The organism is Variovorax paradoxus (genome assembly GCF_024734665.1).
Taxonomy (GTDB): domain Bacteria; phylum Pseudomonadota; class Gammaproteobacteria; order Burkholderiales; family Burkholderiaceae_C; genus Variovorax.
This window is the reverse complement of sequence record NZ_CP102931.1, coordinates 2,299,913-2,316,464: the sequence shown is the minus strand read 5'-3', so window position 1 is coordinate 2,316,464 and position 16,552 is coordinate 2,299,913. Positions and strand designations below refer to the sequence as shown.

15 protein-coding genes and 1 pseudogene are annotated in these 16,552 nt (G+C 64.4%); 9 read left to right on the top strand and 7 right to left on the bottom strand.

What is annotated here, in order from left to right:
* The first annotated feature begins 85 nt into the window (after positions 1-85).
* Positions 86-1,126 (top strand): hypothetical protein, encoded by a 1,041-nt coding sequence (locus tag NWF24_RS10850; RefSeq protein WP_258354171.1) that lies wholly within the window; start codon positions 86-88, stop codon positions 1,124-1,126.
* 31 nt (positions 1,127-1,157) lie between these two features.
* Here NWF24_RS10850 and NWF24_RS10845 read toward each other — a convergent pair whose 3' ends face one another.
* Complete coding sequence (locus NWF24_RS10845) at positions 1,158-2,459, bottom strand: UDP-N-acetylglucosamine 1-carboxyvinyltransferase (protein ID WP_258354170.1); 1,302 nt, start codon at positions 2,457-2,459, stop codon at positions 1,158-1,160.
* 264 nt (positions 2,460-2,723) lie between these two features.
* Here NWF24_RS10845 and NWF24_RS10840 point away from each other — a divergent pair, with 264 nt between their 5' ends.
* Positions 2,724-3,590 (top strand): AraC family transcriptional regulator, encoded by an 867-nt coding sequence (locus NWF24_RS10840; protein ID WP_258354169.1) that lies wholly within the window; start codon positions 2,724-2,726, stop codon positions 3,588-3,590.
* 110 nt (positions 3,591-3,700) lie between these two features.
* Positions 3,701-4,114 (top strand): GFA family protein, encoded by a 414-nt coding sequence (locus NWF24_RS10835; protein ID WP_258354168.1) that lies wholly within the window; start codon positions 3,701-3,703, stop codon positions 4,112-4,114.
* Between the two features lie 28 nt (positions 4,115-4,142).
* Here NWF24_RS10835 and NWF24_RS10830 read toward each other — a convergent pair whose 3' ends face one another.
* From NWF24_RS10830 to NWF24_RS10820, 3 genes are read right to left on the bottom strand one after another with little or no spacing between them, the layout of a single operon-like run.
* Positions 4,143-5,372 (bottom strand): type II toxin-antitoxin system HipA family toxin, encoded by a 1,230-nt coding sequence (locus tag NWF24_RS10830; protein WP_258354167.1) that lies wholly within the window; start codon positions 5,370-5,372, stop codon positions 4,143-4,145.
* Positions 5,353-5,625, bottom strand: a complete 273-nt coding sequence (locus NWF24_RS10825) for a helix-turn-helix domain-containing protein (RefSeq protein ID WP_256216607.1) — start codon at positions 5,623-5,625, stop codon at positions 5,353-5,355. Before NWF24_RS10825 ends, NWF24_RS10830 begins: the two co-directional genes overlap by 20 nt.
* A 60-nt stretch (positions 5,626-5,685) precedes the next feature.
* Positions 5,686-6,591 (bottom strand): LysR family transcriptional regulator, encoded by a 906-nt coding sequence (locus NWF24_RS10820; protein ID WP_258354166.1) that lies wholly within the window; start codon positions 6,589-6,591, stop codon positions 5,686-5,688.
* Positions 6,592-6,713: 122 nt separating this feature from the next.
* On the opposite strand from NWF24_RS10820, the gene NWF24_RS10815 reads away from it, so the two are divergent.
* Entirely contained in the window at positions 6,714-8,135 is a 1,422-nt protein-coding gene (locus tag NWF24_RS10815) for an aldehyde dehydrogenase family protein (protein ID WP_258354165.1), read from the top strand.
* Between the two features lie 15 nt (positions 8,136-8,150).
* Here NWF24_RS10815 and NWF24_RS10810 read toward each other — a convergent pair whose 3' ends face one another.
* Positions 8,151-8,363: a hypothetical protein gene (locus tag NWF24_RS10810; RefSeq protein ID WP_258354164.1), complete on the bottom strand. Its 213-nt coding sequence runs from the start codon at positions 8,361-8,363 to the stop codon at positions 8,151-8,153.
* Positions 8,364-9,593: 1,230 nt separating this feature from the next.
* Between NWF24_RS10810 and NWF24_RS10805 the strand changes: the two genes are divergently transcribed.
* Together NWF24_RS10805 and NWF24_RS10800 are read left to right on the top strand one after the other, a co-directional pair.
* Positions 9,594-9,896 (top strand): hypothetical protein, encoded by a 303-nt coding sequence (locus NWF24_RS10805; protein ID WP_258354163.1) that lies wholly within the window; start codon positions 9,594-9,596, stop codon positions 9,894-9,896.
* Positions 9,897-10,270: 374 nt separating this feature from the next.
* A pseudogene (locus tag NWF24_RS10800) lies at positions 10,271-10,621 on the top strand (transposase); the annotation flags it as partial.
* 254 nt (positions 10,622-10,875) lie between these two features.
* On the opposite strand, the gene NWF24_RS10795 reads toward NWF24_RS10800, so the two are convergent.
* Positions 10,876-11,253, bottom strand: a complete 378-nt coding sequence (locus tag NWF24_RS10795; RefSeq protein ID WP_258354162.1) for an OmpA family protein — start codon at positions 11,251-11,253, stop codon at positions 10,876-10,878.
* 238 nt (positions 11,254-11,491) lie between these two features.
* Entirely contained in the window at positions 11,492-12,463 is a 972-nt protein-coding gene (locus NWF24_RS10790) for a LysR family transcriptional regulator (protein ID WP_258354161.1), read from the bottom strand.
* 43 nt (positions 12,464-12,506) lie between these two features.
* On the opposite strand from NWF24_RS10790, the gene NWF24_RS10785 reads away from it, so the two are divergent.
* The 3 genes from NWF24_RS10785 to NWF24_RS10775 are packed head-to-tail and all read left to right on the top strand — an operon-like array spanning position 12,507 to position 16,357.
* Positions 12,507-13,916, top strand: a complete 1,410-nt coding sequence (locus NWF24_RS10785; RefSeq protein ID WP_258354160.1) for an amidase — start codon at positions 12,507-12,509, stop codon at positions 13,914-13,916.
* Positions 13,917-13,965: 49 nt separating this feature from the next.
* Complete coding sequence (locus NWF24_RS10780; RefSeq protein WP_258354159.1) at positions 13,966-14,934, top strand: Bug family tripartite tricarboxylate transporter substrate binding protein; 969 nt, start codon at positions 13,966-13,968, stop codon at positions 14,932-14,934.
* A complete protein-coding gene (locus NWF24_RS10775; protein WP_258354158.1) occupies positions 14,927-16,357 on the top strand; it encodes an MFS transporter in 1,431 nt (476 codons plus the stop codon). Before NWF24_RS10780 ends, NWF24_RS10775 begins: the two co-directional genes overlap by 8 nt.
* Positions 16,358-16,552 lie beyond the last annotated feature (195 nt).

The window sequence follows — 16,552 nt, the reverse complement described above, 5'->3', positions numbered from 1 at the left end:
GGTTGCCGGCCATTCTCCTGCCAAGCCGGAGGTTGCGGCGGCGGCGGGGTCATCATCGCCAAATGGCTTCGGCACAATCGCGCGCATGCCCATCCTGAACCCGACGCGGCCCGCTCACTCGCGGCCGCTGCAGCGCACCATTGCTGCTGCCATTGCCACCGCCAGCCTCGTCATGCTCTGCGGCTGCCCGCAGAAAGAAGAAGCCCCTGCTACCACCGCCGACGCGCAACCGGACGAAGCCGCAGTGGCAGTGGCCGTGGCAACCGCCGAGGCCGTTGCCCCCGCGGCACCGCCAGCATCACCTGCACCACCAGTGCCTCGCCCCACCGCATCAGCCACGCTCAAGCGAGCCGAACTCATGGCGCTGGTGTTCCCCGACTCCCAGGGCCCGGGCGCCTCGCCCCGACAGCCCGACACCGTCTCGCTGCCCGAGAGGGCCAATGAGGGCAAGACAGTGCCCGGCAGCGAGGCCGATCAACAGGCTCAGGTGTCGCCGCGCGAAGTGGTGCGGCTGGACGATACGCACGCCGTCATGCTGACCGAAACTGTGCCGCTCGACGACCGGGGCGAGCCGATGAACGGCCACGTGAACGGCGCATGGCTCGGCGCCTACTTCTTCGAGCAGAGCGCCGAGGGCTGGAAGCTCGCGAGCCGCAGCGACGCTGTCGACTACCTCGGCTTCATGGGCAACCTCGGCACCACCAAGGTCGAGCGCATCGCGCCCCAGCGCTTTGCGCTGACCATTGCCCACGGCAGTTGCTGGCAGGGCTACTGCGGGCAGTGGCTGTCGGTGTATGGGCTCGAAGCGGGCAAGGTGCGCGTGCTGGCAAGGGGCATTGCGCTGTCGGCCACCAATGAAGGCGCCGACGAGTCCTGCGAGAAAGCGCCCAGGCCCGGCAAGCCGGAAGAGCCGCCACGCGGCGCGTGCTTCGACGTCAACGGCACGCCGAGCTTTACGCTGGGCACCGACGAAGCGCCGGGTGAGATGCGCATCGCGTTCAAGGGCGAAAAAACGAGCGGCACCAAAAACCGCCGCGTGCTCACCATCGACAGCACGCTGGTCTATGCCTGGCGCAATGGCGCCTATGTGCTGACCGAAGGGCGCAACCCCGTTCCGTCGTTCTGACGGGCGAGCGCTGCGGCACCAACCCCGCCAGTTATTCCTCGCTCGTCCACTCCACCTGCACGCCCAGGCTGCGCAGGTTTTCCACGAAGCGCGGGTGCGCCCGGCGAATAGGCGCGGCGTTGCGGATCTCCGACTTGCCCTCGATGCTCGCCGCCACCATGAACAGCGCAATCGCCACGCGAATGATGTAGGGGCTCTCGACCACCGCGGGCGTCAGTGGATTGCCGCCGAAGGTAATGAGCCGGTGCGGGTCTGAAGAGAACACGTGCGCGCCGAACTTCGAGAGCTCGCCCGTCCAGCCCAGCGCGCCGTCGTACACCTTGTTCCAGAACATCGCATTGCCCTGGGCGCGCACGCCCAGCGCGATGAAGATCGGCAGCAGGTCCACCGGAAAGTACGGCCACGGCGCCGCCTCGACCTTGGTGAGCACGTTGCTCGTGAAAGGCGTCTGCACCTTCAGCGGACCGGTGCGGATGGCACGCGACCAGCCGTCCGCATGCTCGATCTGCACGCCGAACTTGGCGAAGGTGCGGTCGAGCAGCGGAAAGTTTTCGGGGGCGCTGTTGCGCACGACCACATCGCCGCCGGTGATGGCGCCCAGCGCCAGGAAGGTCGTGATCTCGTGGAAGTCTTCGTCGAAGCGAAACTCGCCGCCCTTGAGCGCGCCGTTGCCATGCACCGTGAGCCGCGAGGTGCCCATGCCCTCGATGCGCACGCCGATCATGGCCATGAAGCGGCAGAACTCCTGCACGTGCGGCTCCGACGCTGCATTGGTCAGCGTCGAGGTGCCGCCCGCGGCGGCCGCGCACAGCACGAAGTTTTCAGTGGTGGTGACTGAGGCGTAGTCGAGCCAGTGATCAGTCGGTGTGAGCCGGCCTTTGCTGCGAACCAGCAGCGAGCCCTCGGTGCGCTCGACCTCGCCGCCGAAGCGCTGGAACACCTCCACGTGCGGATCGATCTCGCGCACGCCCAGCGTGCAACCCTTCACGTTGTCTTCAAGCCGCGCCACGCCGAAGCGCGCCAGCAGCGGCGGCACCAGCATGATCGACGAACGCATCTCCTCGGGCAGCCGGTGCAGCGATGCGTCGAAGGTGGTCTCGCGGTGATGCAGCTCGAGCGTGCCGGTCTCGTGGTCCATGTGCACGTCGCTGCCGAGGGTGCGGAAGATGTCGAGGATCTTGCGCACGTCGGTGATGTCGGGCACGCCAAGCAGGCGCAGCGGCTCCCAGGTGAGCAAAGTGGCACAGAGCACCGGAAGCACGGCGTTCTTGTTGGCGGAGGGGGTGATGCGGCCACGCAGCGGCGTACCGCCGTGCACGATGAGATTGGACATGAAGAAGAAACAGAAACGGGGGAGCGGGAGGCGGCGGGAAAAGGGTCGGAAACAGTCCGAAACCGGAGACGGGCACTTTACCGTCTGAAACCCGCATGTACGGGGCCGAAGTTGTAAGAACTTCAAAGCAGAAGCCGCTGAATTAACAATTCTTTCGCATTACATCAAGCTGATTCCACCAAACCAGTTTCTCGGGCGCGCGCCAGCAAGTTCAGTCAGGACAGCCGGTTTGCGCTACTTCATGATCGCCGCATGGACAACCCGATGCCCCGCGAACCCGACATCTTCATCCCCCTTGTGGCCTGGATCGAGGAGCGGCTCGACGAGCCCCTCACGCTCGAGCTGATCGCGCAACGCGCGGGTTTTTCGGCGTACCACTTCTCCCGGATGTTCACCGCCCGCATGGGCCGCAGCGTCATGGCGCATGTGCGCGGGCGTCGACTCGTGCGCGGCGCCCGCAGGCTCTGCACCGAGCCCGACGTGAAGCTCGTCGATCTGGCCTTGGATTGCGGCTTCGAATCGCAGGAGGCCTTCACACGCGCATTCAAGCGCCTCTTCGGCGTGTCGCCCGGCCGCTTTCGTGTCGGCTTCTCTCCCACCCCCATCGAAGGACAATTTCCCATGAATGCACCCAGCAGCACCTCCACGGCAGTGACCCGATTGCCCGAATTGATCAAGCTCGAGGCGTTCCGCGTCGCGGGCCCTTCGCGACGCTTCGACGACGCGACGAGGTCGGAGATTCCCCAGCTGTGGTCGGCACTTGTCGGCGCCTTGCCGCTGAAGGGCCAAAGCCCGAGCTGGGCAACGTACGGCGTGGTCTGGAGCACGGACCGGGAGGCCGGGAGCTTCATGTACATGGCGGGCGTGGGCGTAGTGACCGACGGCGAACTCCCCAAGGGTTTCACCGTGAAGGGGATTCCGGCGGCAACCTATGTCGTTTTTCGCATCGCCCTGAACGGGTCAGCGCTGCACCCGCAAGTCAAGAGCGCCATGGCGACCATCTGGGGCGAGCTGATTCCTGCCTCGGGCCTGCGGGTCGTCGACAGCCCCGACTTCGAGATGTACGACGGCCATTTCGCACCCGACCAGCCAGGGGCCGTGATCGATTTCTACGTGCCCGTGGAAGCCTGAGCTCCAGGGCAGCGCCCATTCACGACGAACTTGTTACTCCCTGCCGTGCGCGTTGGCGACTAGATTGGCCGCCATACCAACTTCGCAACGACCTCGGAAGGACAAGACAAATGACCCACGCCTACACCGGCGGCTGCGCGTGCGGCGCAATCCGCTACGAAATTTCAGCCGAGCCGATCTTCCAGAACGACTGCCAGTGCCGCGACTGCCAACGCAAGAGCGGCACCGGCCACGGCTCGTACCTCACCTTCCCGCGCAGCGGTGTGAAGCACAGCGGCAATGCCACGCTGTGGGACATGGTCGGCGACAGCGGCAACGTCAAGACCCGGGGGTTCTGCCCGAACTGCGGCTCGCCCGTGTACCTGACCTTTGCGGCGATGCCCGACGTCTTCACCGTGCACGCGGCAAGCCTCGACGACCCCGGCCGGTACAAGCCGCAGGCGGTCACGTACACCGTGCGCGGGCATGGATGGGATTTTCTCGACCCGGCCTTACCCAAGTTCGACAAGATGCCGCCGATGTGACGGCCCTGCCCGTTGGCTCAACTGAGATCTACGGCACCTTTGCATAGCCCATCCCATCGGTCCAGATGTCTCGCATGCTCTCCAACAGGCTCTTCGGGATTCGCTGGTCACTGGCCATCAGGCCCAGCGTCTTCTGCATCCCCTGCGCGATTCGCGCGAGAACGAGTTCTGGCTTTGCGACCCCGCAGACCTTGCGGCCGAACAGCAGCAGTTCCTCGGTCGTCGGGTAGGCCTTCGTGTGGCCCTTGCCGGCGAAGAGCTTGAGCGCCAGTGTGCGGTCCTCGAGCTCGGGGCCGCCTTCATAGCGCGTGTACCGATAGAGCGCGGTTGTCACCACATCGAACATCGGCGCAAGGCGGCAGTCAGCGGTCGAGGTATAGAGCAAGCCGTAGTTCTTGAGGTGGCCATCGCCGTTGCGCACCATGATGCTGAACGCCACTTGCTCGAAAAAACGCTCGAGGTTCTCGCTGGGCAGTTGAAGGTACTGCATCAGTTCGGCGATGCGCTGGTAGCTTCCGTGGTACTTGCGGTCGGATTGGATGTCGCGCACCCGAAGATTCATCAGCGCCGCAATGTCCTCGAAACCGATCCGGGACCCATCCGACGCGATGTCGAATCGGTCGACCAGCAGCAGATGCCCGTCGTCCGAGAGGTCGAACGTGGGTGTCTCGATGCCTGCGTGGCCAGCAGCCGTCAGGCACATGAACTCGTTGGCCGACAGGCCCGGGTAGGACGGTGCCGCAGCCTTCACGATGATCGTGGGCACTGGAACGCTGACCCGATCTGGCACCATGATCTTCGGCTGCATGCCGGCAATGCCGGCGCCCGTGCTCAGGTATGCGCGCACCAGTTCGTCGAACACCTCTGGCGTGTAGCGGGTTCCGAGCAAGGTCTTGCGGTCGATGACCCGAGGCATCGCAAGCGGCTGCGCCCCCGGCAACCGAAAGCCCAACCGACCGATACCGTTGGATCCCACCACCGCGAGCAGGTGCATCTGAGTGAGCTGTTGCTTGGGAAACATCGCTCGCAGACGCAGGTACAGGTCACCCTCGGGCAGGTTTTGATCCATCACGGCGAAGAGGTCGCCGTCCTGGTAAGTCGGCCGGGTCGGCGGCATGAGCAACGCGACGGCGGGCTGCTCCACGCGGCCGTCGAGATACCGGAACTCGTAGACCGAGTGTTTGAGCAACTGGCCGGCCGGCTCGCCGGCGATCCCAACGTCGAGCTGCCTGATCTTTTCAGGAAGCATCGTCGTCATCCTGTCCAAAGCGTTCCGTAACTTCCTCCAGCGTCGGCATGCCCAGGCGCTCCAGGCTGATCGTGAGATCCATGGCACGCAGGATGTCGAAAAGCGAGGCGAGCGTGATGTCTTCCCCCCGCTCCAGTCGATAGAGAACATTGCGCGCGCGGCCCGAGCGCGCGGCGATGTCGGTCGCCTTCAGGCGGCCATCTTTTCGCGCACGTTGGATTGCCTGGCCCAGTTCGATGGGTAGTCTGATTTTGTCCTTCATTCGCCACATTATTAATGTATATAGGCTTAATGTCCATTAAACAGGACATTCCTAGCTCCGCTACCGGCCCGGCAACTCGATCACTTCGCGCACCAGTTCGATGAAGGCTCTCAGCCCCGCCGGCACGTTGCGCCGGCTCGGGTAATACAGACAGATGCCCGGGTAGCTGGGCGACCACTCTTGCAGCAGCGGCACCAGCCGGCCGCTGGCCAGGTCGTCTGCAACATGGAACATCCCCATGTAGGCAATGCCCACGCCTGCGCGCGCCGCCTCCAGCATCAGCAGGGGCTCGTCGAGCGTGATGGGGCCGGGCACGTCGAGCGTCATCGCCTCGCCGTGGCGCGCGAACTCCCAGCGGTAAACGATGCCGCTCGAAAAGCGCCAGCGCACGCAGCGGTGCGCCATCAGGTCGTCGGGCACCTGGGGCGCGGGATGCTTCTGCAGGTATTGCGGCGACGCGACGACCACCATGCGCTGCTCGCCGCTCATGGGCACGGCCACCATGTCGCGCGGCACCGCCTCGGCCAGGCGGATGCCGGCGTCGAAGCCCTCGGCCACGATGTCGATCATCCGGCGCTCGGTCACGATGTCCACCTTCATGTCGGGGTAGCGGCGCAGGTACTCCAGCACCACCGGCGCGAAGATCATCTGCGCCGCGCCGACCGAACTGTTGAGCCGCAGGGTACCGCTGGGCGTGTCGCGCAACTCGTTAGTCGCCTCCATGGCGCCGCGGATGTCGGCCAGTGCCGGCGCGATGCGCGCGATGAACTGCTCGCCCGCCTCGGTGGTGGACACACTGCGCGTGGTGCGGTTGAACAGGCGCACGCCCAGCCGCGCCTCCAGCCCCGCCACCGTGGCGCTGAGGGCCGATCGCGACATGCCCATGTCGACCGCCGCCGCCCTGAAGCCGCCGTGCCGGGCCACCGCCAGCACCGCCTCCAGCTCTGTCAACCCGCTGCTGTGCATGTTGGATTGTCCTGATTATCTGAATGACGCATGGTGATTTGGCCGGCTTCTCAAGTCAATGCCACAGCCCTAGATTTAGTTCAGGCCGGATTTTTCTCCGGCGAATCAACAGGAACACCGCCATGCGCAACATCGACCAGATCTACATCGACGGCGCCTTCGTCACCCCCCACGGGCGCGAACAGGCCGAACTCATCAACCCCGCCACCGAGGCCGTGATCGGCCACGTCACCCTGGGTGACCGCGAAGACACACTGCGAGCCATTGCCGCCGCAAAACGCGCCTTGCCCGCCTATGCACGCACCACCAAGGCCGAGCGCATCGCGCTGCTTCAGCGCCTGCATGCCGCGGTGCTGGCCCGCGCCGACGACATCAATGCCGCCACCACCGAGGAATACGGTGGCCCGGTGTCCCGCGCCAACTGGGTTGCGTCGTATGCGGCACAAGCCTTTCTGCTCGCGGCGAAGACGCTGGAGCAATACCCGCTCACCCGCCAGATCGGTAGCGCGCAGGTCGTGATGGAGCCGGTCGGCGTGGCCGGCCTCATCACGCCCTGGAATTCCAACGCCGGATTCATCTGCAACAAGCTGGCCACCGCGCTGGCCGCCGGCTGCACCGTGGTCATCAAGCCCAGCGAGATGAGCGCCATCCAGACCCAGGTGGTCACCGAGGCGCTGCACGCCGCGGGCCTGCCGCCGGGGCTGTTCAACATCGTCAACGGCCGGGGCGACGTGGTGGGGGCGGAGCTCAGCAGCCACCCCGACATCGCCAAGATTTCGTTTACCGGCAGCACCGCCGTGGGCAAGGCCATCCAGCGCGCCGGGGCCGACACCCTCAAGCGCGTAACGCTGGAGCTGGGCGGCAAGTCGCCCACCGTGGTGCTGGACGACGCCGACTTCGCCACCGCCATTCCCCTGGCCGTGACGGCCGGCTTCCAGAACAGCGGCCAGGCCTGCTTGGCCGGCACGCGCATCCTGGTGCCCGAACACCGTCTGGACGAGGCCATCGCGCTGGCCCGCGCGGCAGTCGAGGCCACGAAGGTCGGCGACCCGCGCGATGCCGCGACCGAGATCGGCCCCATGGTCAGCCGCAAGCAGTGGGAGCGGGTGCAGGGCTACATCCGCAAGGGAATCGACGAGGGCGCGCGACTCATCGCTGGTGGCGAAGGCCGCCCCGCTGGCCTCGATGCCGGCTTCTACGTGCGGCCCACCCTGTTCGCCGGAGTACGCAACGACATGGTCATCGCGCGTGAAGAAATCTTCGGGCCCGTGCTCTGCCTCATTACCTACCGCGACGAGGAAGACGCCATCGCAATCGCCAACGACACCGTCTACGGCCTGCAGGCGGTGGTGCTGTCGGGCAGCGACGAACACGCCCTTGCCGTGGGCTCCCGCCTGCAGGCGGGCCGGGTGCTGATCAACGGCCTGCACCACGAGCCCCTGGCGCCCTTCGGCGGCTTCAAGCAATCGGGCATCGGCCGTGAATTTGGCACCTTCGGGCTGGAGGCTTATCTGGAGCCTAAGTCGGTGATACGCGCGGCTTGAACTCGAAGGCCTTCCCTACCCCGTCAGCGCCTCGCACTGGACTTCGATGCGGGCGTGGAGCAGGCCCAGCGTTGCCGAGAGAAGCCGCTGCAGCGAGCCGCGCTGGCATGCATCGAAGAGCGGCGCGGGGTCTGCATCGGATGAAGCGGCATCGCGCCGGTCTTCGTCCCAGGCAAGTAGCTGAACCAGCGTTTGCGCGCCTTGCACTACGTCGCGTGCGTCGTTCAAGAATGCGGCTTGGCTTTGTTGGGAAGAATCGAGTCGGTCGCCCTGGATCCATTCGAAGGGTTTGAATTGGACGGTGGGACGATAGGACGCGCAAGCACAACGGGCGTTGGTGCTTGCGTCGTTTGAAGAAGCATTGGCCATGGGCCTCCCAAGGATGTCGATTTGCAGAAACCGACGCACCCGACGCCAATCAGGGGCGGCAGCTCGAACAGGTTGGCGTACCGGGACATCCTTGCGGAAACCGGCAGGGCGCGAGCCCTCCCGTTCGAGCCGCCTAAAAAAGGAAGCATGAACAAAAAAGCCGCAGACCATGTGCGGTGACTGCGGCTTTCGTCGCAGGATGTCAGCGGGACGCCAATCCCGACCTCGCTCATCACGAGGCGAAGGCAATGTAAGCGGTGTCAATGGCGGGCGTCAAGCTTGGGGAGCCGAGGTCATACCGAGAGGTCGCCAGATGAATCGATGAATTGCGCATTCGATTGAGACGAAGCTCTGATCGCGCTGGCTGTGCATCCGGCTACAGTCGGCCACAACCGGTCATTTAGCGTGCCGACACAAGGGGGCCACCTTGGGCGTCGCTAGGTTGGCACGCGCTGCGGGAAACCGAAAATTTTGGGCATGAATGCTTGAGCATCATTTCGATAAATCTGTGAGACGCATCGTTGAGCCGGTCGTAGCGCCCTGGGGTTTTACGACTGGTGCTGGGCGTGGCTGCACTTTCCATCGGCAGGTACACGATGACTTGTTCCACTTCATCCACTTTTCGAGACGGTCGAGTGGTATCGAGTTTGAGGTATGGGTCTTTCCCGGTACGCCTTTACTCGGGCTCGACCAGTGGGCTCGCTTTCCAGACTTCGTGGGCGTTCCCACGGGTCAGGCTGCTGGCCTCAATGCGAAGGTCGGGGTGGGCGGCGGCGCGTCTCGTTTTCCCTGTAGAGATAGCAAGGTCCTCGACGTCGCGCTCTCGCGGGCAGCTGTGCCGGCACTGGAGGCCCATGCGCGCCCCTACTTGGCCAATTTCCAGTCGCTGAAAGACCTCGTTCCAGTGTTGGAGCACCCCCAATGGGCGAGCCTCCTCGTTCGCGGGGGGGACAGCTGACGCTCCTGGGAAACACCACGCTGTCGGCTAGCGCTTCGGCTAGATTCGGCTAGATTCGGCCGGGAGCCGCCATTCGCAAGAGTATGTTCAGGGTAGTCTAGCCAGACATCACCGTATCGTTCAGGAGTCGTATGTCACTTCCCAAGGTCGTCAGCACGTCCGAACCGAAATTGCTTCACCGTCTGCAATGTGGCGAGTGCGGCTGGAACCTCTCGGTTCTTGCCGCCACAGATGCCGCACTTTGCGCATGCCCTTGGTGCGGTTGGGAAGACCTCTCGATCTCCACGTTGACTCGACATGGCGTCGGTGTAGAGATCGAATGCGAACTGCACGGAAAGATGACAGTGCAGGTGCTCAACGAGAATGTGCAGTTGCGAGACTGCTCTCCAGACCCGCTCTGGTGTCCGTTTTGCAGCGCGGATGCGAACGCATGAAGTGACTGCGATGTCGTTGATCGGCCATAAGCGGTCGGTCGGAGGCGGGGCAAAAATCATAGGCACGAGCAGACCTTTGGAGGGTACATATGCTTGCTGAAAATGTGGTGTTCCCCTGGTTGAATGTTCCGGTTCAAGTCGACTCGACCTTTTCCGACCTAACCGGAGAGGAGCATCTCGCTCTCCGCAACATGGGTAACTGGACGGATGGTCTGCGCACCGCTCTAGAGCGTGCATGTTTTGCCGACTATTTAGAGAAGATCGAGGCCATCGGTGCTCAACCGCCAACAGTGCCGGTGATCAAGTGCCCCAATGAGATTTGGAACCATGTTCGGGTCGAATCCGTAAGGCCTGAAGGAGCTGATTTGATTGACCTGGAATTGCGTCTCTACTGGCCCAGTGCCTGTCCAAACTGCGCCCTGAGAGATCAGTGCACCACCTCATCTGTCCGGCGCATCCGGCGCTGGGAGCACCAAGCCGTGATCGACCGCATGCAGCAGCGCTTGGACCGCAAGCCTGATGCGATGACTTTGCGGCGCTCGACCATTGAGCATGTGTTCGGAACGCTGAAACACTGGATGGGCTCGACGCACTTCCTGATGAAGACGATGGCTCACGTTGGGACGGAGATGAGTCTTCACGTGCTGGCCTACAACCTCAAGCGGGTGATGAGCGTGTTGGGGGTTGCGAAAACGATGAAGGCGATGCGGCTGGTGGGGGCATGAGCCTCTTCAGGCTCTCATTCGCGCTTCGATGAGGTGCCGTGAAGGCCCCGTAGTCGATCTCAGACGCGGCTCGGCACCGAATGAAGTCTGTGATCCCCGCACGTCGTCGTTTGCACGGACGGTTGCGCGTTTCTACACAGCCTCGGCCCTAAGCCGACACGCGGTCCGCTCGAAAGCGGTCGATCGCGTGGAGGCGGTTTTCTCTCCATGGCGAACAGTTGCCCTGTCTGCGCAGTGCGGGCGCGGACGAAAGGCTATGGAAGTTGGCCTCGTGGACCGCATTCTTCACCCCACCCCATTGGTGGTTTTGCGAAGGACACCTCAAGCTCCACATGCCGATTGGCGGCACGCCCCGCCTCCGTAGCGTTGCTCTTGACAGGTTCTGTGTCAGAACCATTCCTAATCACGATGTGCTCAATGGCAGCAGGCGAAGCAAGCATCAATGCCCGAACGGCCAATGCACGATCCAATGCAAGATTTTCCGGATTCCCCTCACCTTTCGCGGCGTGCGCGTACAACCTCAACACATCAACCCTGCCGCCCTTGAGTTTGCAGACTAGTCTCTCCAGTTCCACGACGGCATTTGGCTCTAGCAGTGAACTGTTTTCTTTGAACCAGACATCGGTAGTCATGTGTAGCGGGGTCGTCGCAAGAGCAACGGAACACGCCAACGTCAATGGAAGCATCATCGCGATTCGGATCGCTGCAAGTGGAGCGGCGGAAGAGTTCATTCGGTGAAATGCTTCGGTGAGGCTGAAGGTTCAGTTCTGACTGAATTCATTCCGCCGTTTCCTCGAGGGCCGGTCTTGGCCGACTTCGGAAGTCTAAGCGCGACTTACGACGGTCCGCCGAACAGACTCTCTTATTCATTTAAGCTAACTCCCGCAACGCCGCCCGCGCACAAACCAAAAACGGCTCAATCAACGGACTATCCCAATCACTCCGCCAGCAAGCCGCAATCTCCATCCGCGCATCGACATTGCGCAAAGCCCTGAACACCACCCCGGGCGGCCGCCCGATCTGCGCGCAGGCAGGCAATATCGCCACGCCCTTCCCCGCCAGCACCAGCGCCAGTGCCGACACCATCGTCTCGACCCGCTGCGCAATCGGCATGCTCACGTCGTGCCGTCGCAGCAGCGACGCGACGACCGATTTGTCTACATCGCCCTCGGGCGCGGGCAGCCCAATGAGCGGCAGGCCCGAGAGGCGCGCCGGCGGAATGCTGGGCAGTCGCGCCAGCGGTGAATCGGCGCGCACCGCAAGCATCAGCGGCTGGCTGCCGATGCGCTCTGCCGCAATGCCCGCCTGCGCAATGGGAGGAATGCAGATGGCCACCGACACGTCGGAGTTGGTGAGGGCCGATACGTTGTTGACGGCGTTCAACTCCGCATACTGGATCTCCACCTCGGGCAACCTGCGCCGCAATTCGTTTTCCAGCCGCGGCAGCACGAGGTAAGACAGCACGACCATCGTGCCGATGGTGAGCCGGCCCCGGCTGCCCGAGCCGACGGCGCGCGCGGCGTCGAAGCCTTCGTTGGCCAGCAGCAGTGCCTCTTTCGCGCGCCGAAACAGTGCATTGCCCGCATCGGTTATTTCCATGCCGTGCGCGGCCCTGCGAAAGAGCGGTGTGCCCACCGCCGCTTCCAGGTTCTTGATGTGAACGGACAGCGGCGGCTGCGCCATGTTGAGGCGGCGCGCGGCCTTGCCGACGCTGCGCTCCTCGGCAACGGCCACGAAATAGCGAAGGGTTCGAAGGTCTGGGGTAGCCATACGCTGTGCATATGCCTTTTCTGGAAAACAGTATTGGACGACTTGTTGCGGCGCATCAATCATTTGCGCCATGAAAAACTCTCCCGTCCTTCTTCCCAAGTCCGATATCTGCGAGATGCCAGCAACAACCATGCGCAAGCTGGTTGCGCAGCGCGAGCTCTCGCCGGTGGAGATCGTCGAAGAGGTGCTGCGCCGGGCCGATGCGCTGCAGCCGCACCTGAACTGCTTCATTACGCTGTGCCATGAGCAGGCGCTGCAGCAGGCCAAGGAGGCCGAACAGGCGCTGATGCGCGGCGAGGCTTTGGGCTTGCTGCATGGCCTGCCCTTCACGGTGAAGGACATCGTCGACACGGCGAACGTGCGCACCACCTACGGCTCTTTGCTGCACCGCGACCATGTGCCCACGAAAGACGCGGTGGCCGTGGCGCGAATGCGCGAGGCCGGCGCCATCCTCATCGGCAAGACCACCTCTTCTGAATTCGGCGCCAAGTGCCTGACCGATGCGCCGCTGTTCGGAAGCACGCGCAACGCGTGGAATGCGTCGCGCACGAGCGGCGGCTCCAGCGGCGGCGCGGCGTCGTCGATGGCGGCGGGCATCGCACCGCTGGCCATTGCCACCGACGGTGGCGGCTCCACGCGCATTCCCGCCGCGTGCAACGGCGTAGTCGGCCTGAAGCAGAGCCTGGGCGTGGTGCCCCACAGCCAGGTGCAGGACGCGTTCGGCAACTACACCTACGTGACGCCCACCACGCGCAACGTGGCAGACACGGCACTGATGCTGCAGGCCATGACAGGTGCGCACGGGTCCGACCCGTGGTCGCTGGGCATGCCAGCCCAGCGCTACTTCGACGACCTGCAAGCCGGTGGCGACCTTCGCGGCAAGCGCATTCTTTTCTGCGCCGCTCCGGCGGGGCGGCCGATTGCGGCGGACGTTGCATCTGCCTTCGAAGCCGCTCTGGCAACGCTGGAGTCGATGGGTGCCGTGCTGGAGCCGATGTCCGGCGAGGGCTTCGACGTGGAGCCGGTGTGGCGCGTGATCAACCACACCAGCTGGCGTGGCCGCTTCGCGCCCATGGCCGCGGCGCATGGCGACCAGATGAGCCCGTCGCTGCTGAAGCAGCTGGCGCTGGCCGAGCATGTGGACGGCATTGCGTTCCAGCAGGCCATGTTCGCGCGGACTGCGTTGTTCCGCGACGTGCAGGCGCGGCTGGAAACGCACGACTTCATCTTCACGCCCACGCTCTCGCGCACGGCCCTGCCCATCGACCAGGACCTGTTCGGCAGCATCGAGATCGACGGCAAGGAGTACGCCGAGGTGCGCGCGAACTGGTTCCCCTGGACGATGCCGTTCAACCTCACGGGCCACCCCGCGATCAGCCTGCCCTGCGGCGCGGACCGCGAGGGCCTGCCCATCGGCATGCAGTTGGTCGGCCGCTTCCGCGAAGACGGGCTGCTGCTGCAGGCCGCCGCTTCGTTCGAGGCTGCGCACTGGCCGGCGAATCCGCTGCCGGTCGTGGCTTTCTGAAGTCGCCGCCCTTTCTCTCTTCCGATTTTTCAACCATCAGGTAGCCACCATGACCTCGTTCCTGAAGACACTCGTGCTCGGCGCGTCGATTGCCCTGGCCGGCGTCGCCGCGCACGCCGACAACGCGCCCGTTCGTCTCATCATCGGTTTTCCGCCGGGCGGCGCGCTCGACAACCTGGCGCGCTCCATCGCCGAGGAATTGCGCAGCTCGCTCAAGGAGCCCGTTCTGGTGGAAAACCGACCCGGTGCGTCCACGCGCATTTCTATCGAGGCGGTGAAGGCCGCGCGGCCCGACGGCCGCACGATCCTCATCGGTGGCACGCCGCCCTTCGTGCTGTTTCCGATGACCTATGCGCGGCTGAACTACGACGTCGACAAAGACTTCATTCCCATCGCGCATCTGGCCAACGTGCCCAGTGTCGTTTCCACCGGCGCGAACCAGCCGTACAAGACGATTCCCGAATACGTCGCGTGGATCAAAAAGAACCCCGCCCAAGGCAGCGTGGGTATGACCAACCTTGGCGGCGGCCTGCACTTCAGCGTGCTGCAGCTGTCGAAGGCCATTGGCGTGCCGCTCACGGCCGTTACTTACCGGGGCGGCGCGCCGCTGGCGACAGACATCATCGGCGACCACGTGCCGCTGGGCGCCGACGCGTTGGCCAGCCAGCTGGAGCTGCATCGCTCGGGCAAGCTGCGCATCCTCGGCGTGGCGGGCACGAAGCGGCTGAGCTGGCTGCCCGATGTTCCGACCTTCAAGGAAGCGGGCTACGACGCCTTCGATCGTGCCAACGCGTCTTATGCCGCCTTCGTGCCGGCGGGCACGCCGAAGGATGTTGTCGCGAAGCTTGAAGCAGCCTTCCTGGCAGCGATGCGCAGCCCGCAGGTGCGCGGCCAGCTCGAACGCATGGGGCTCGACGCGACCGGGCTGCCCGGCGCCGAAGTGACGCGCATCATGAACGAAGACCGCGAGTACTGGCGGCCCATCGTCAAGGCCTCGGGCTTCAAGAGCGATGAGTGAAGCGGCGGCGGAAGACGAGGAAAGGGCCGCGTGGGCGGTGCTTGTTGTTGCAAGCCTCGGTGCGTTTCTCTGCTTCTTGAATCTCAGCGCGCTCAACGTGGCGCTGCCCTCGGTTGCGCGCGGCCTGAACGCTTCGCCATCGCAGGCAAGCTGGATCTTGCTGTCTTACATGCTGGTCAGCACGGTCTGCATCCTCAGCTTCGGGAGGCTGGCCGATCTGTGGGGGCGGCGGCGACTCTTTCTTGCGGGACTGGGGCTTTTTCTGGTTGCGTGTGCAGCCTGCGCGGCCGCGACGAGCTTCGGCGCCATGCTGTTCTTTCGCATCTGCCAGGCGGTGGGTGCGGCTGGCGTCATGGCCAACTCTAGTGCCTTGGTGGGCGATGCCTTCGGCCGCAAGAAGGTGGGCCTTGCGCTCGGCGTGCTCGCCATGGTGGCCGCGCTGGCGCAGGTCGTGGGGCCGCTGGCTGGCGGCTTTGTCGTGTCGTGGTGGGGCTGGCGCGTTCTCTTCATGCTGAACATGCCTGTCGGGCTTTGCGTGCTGGCGTGGTCGTGGCGGGTTCTGCCGAAGAGCGCGGCAACGGCCAAGGCCGAGCGCTTCGACCTGGCTGGCGCCTTGCTGTCGCTCGCCGGGATCGGTGGCGTGATCTATGCGCTCTCGATGGTGGGAACGCGCGGCTGGGCGAGCACGCCGGTGTGGGCCTTCATGCTCGCCGGTGTCTGCGCGCTGCTCGTCTTCACCAGGGTGCAGCAGCGCGTGGCGAGCCCCTTGGTCGATCCGGCGCTGTTCCGGGACTCAGGGCGTCGCACGGCGTACGCGGGCATCCTGCTCCTGTCGATGTCGCAGGCCGCACCATTGCTGCTCGTGGCCCTGTATCTCCAGGCGTGCGCGGGCCTGGTGCCATCAGAGGCGGGCATGCGCATAGCGCCGGTCGCACTGGGGATGCTGATGGCCGCTCCTACGGCCGGCAGCCTGATGCGGCGCTTCACACCCGAAGCCATCTGCGTGGCGGGCATGCTCCTGGCCGGAGGCGCGCTGTCGCTGTTGGCGGCCATGCTGCAGCCGGCCATCGGCACCGGGCAACTGGCCGCATGCCTGTGGATGCTGGGCCTGGGCATCGGCAGTTTCGTGACGCCCAACAACGCGTCGATTCTGCAAAGCGTGATGCCGCAGCGCCGGGGCATTGCGAACGGCGTGCGCTCGACGCTGCAGAACACCGGAATCATGATGGGAACGGCCCTGGCGTTGAGCGTGGCGATGGCCGGGCTGCCGTACAGCTCGCAGCTCATGGTTCTCGGGAATGGCGGTTCGGGGCTCTCGGGCGTCGATGTCGTTGCATTCACTCAAGGGGCAAGAACTGCTTTCGCGATGCTCGCCTGTCTTTGCCTTGTGGGTGCGGCCCTGATCCCGAACTGGAAGCCGTAGAACCACGCAATGTGGTTTTGGGTCTGCTACGATGCCGCTCGCGGGAAAACAGCCTCCCGTTCTGCAAAGTCAGACGGTGTCCCGTCCAAGCGCTGGTGACTCACAACGGAGCTATCCGTGGACACCGCCTTTCCTGACGCACCCATTGCGCTTACCGCGCCACCCCAGCCCATCTCTTTCATCGAAGCCCCTGCG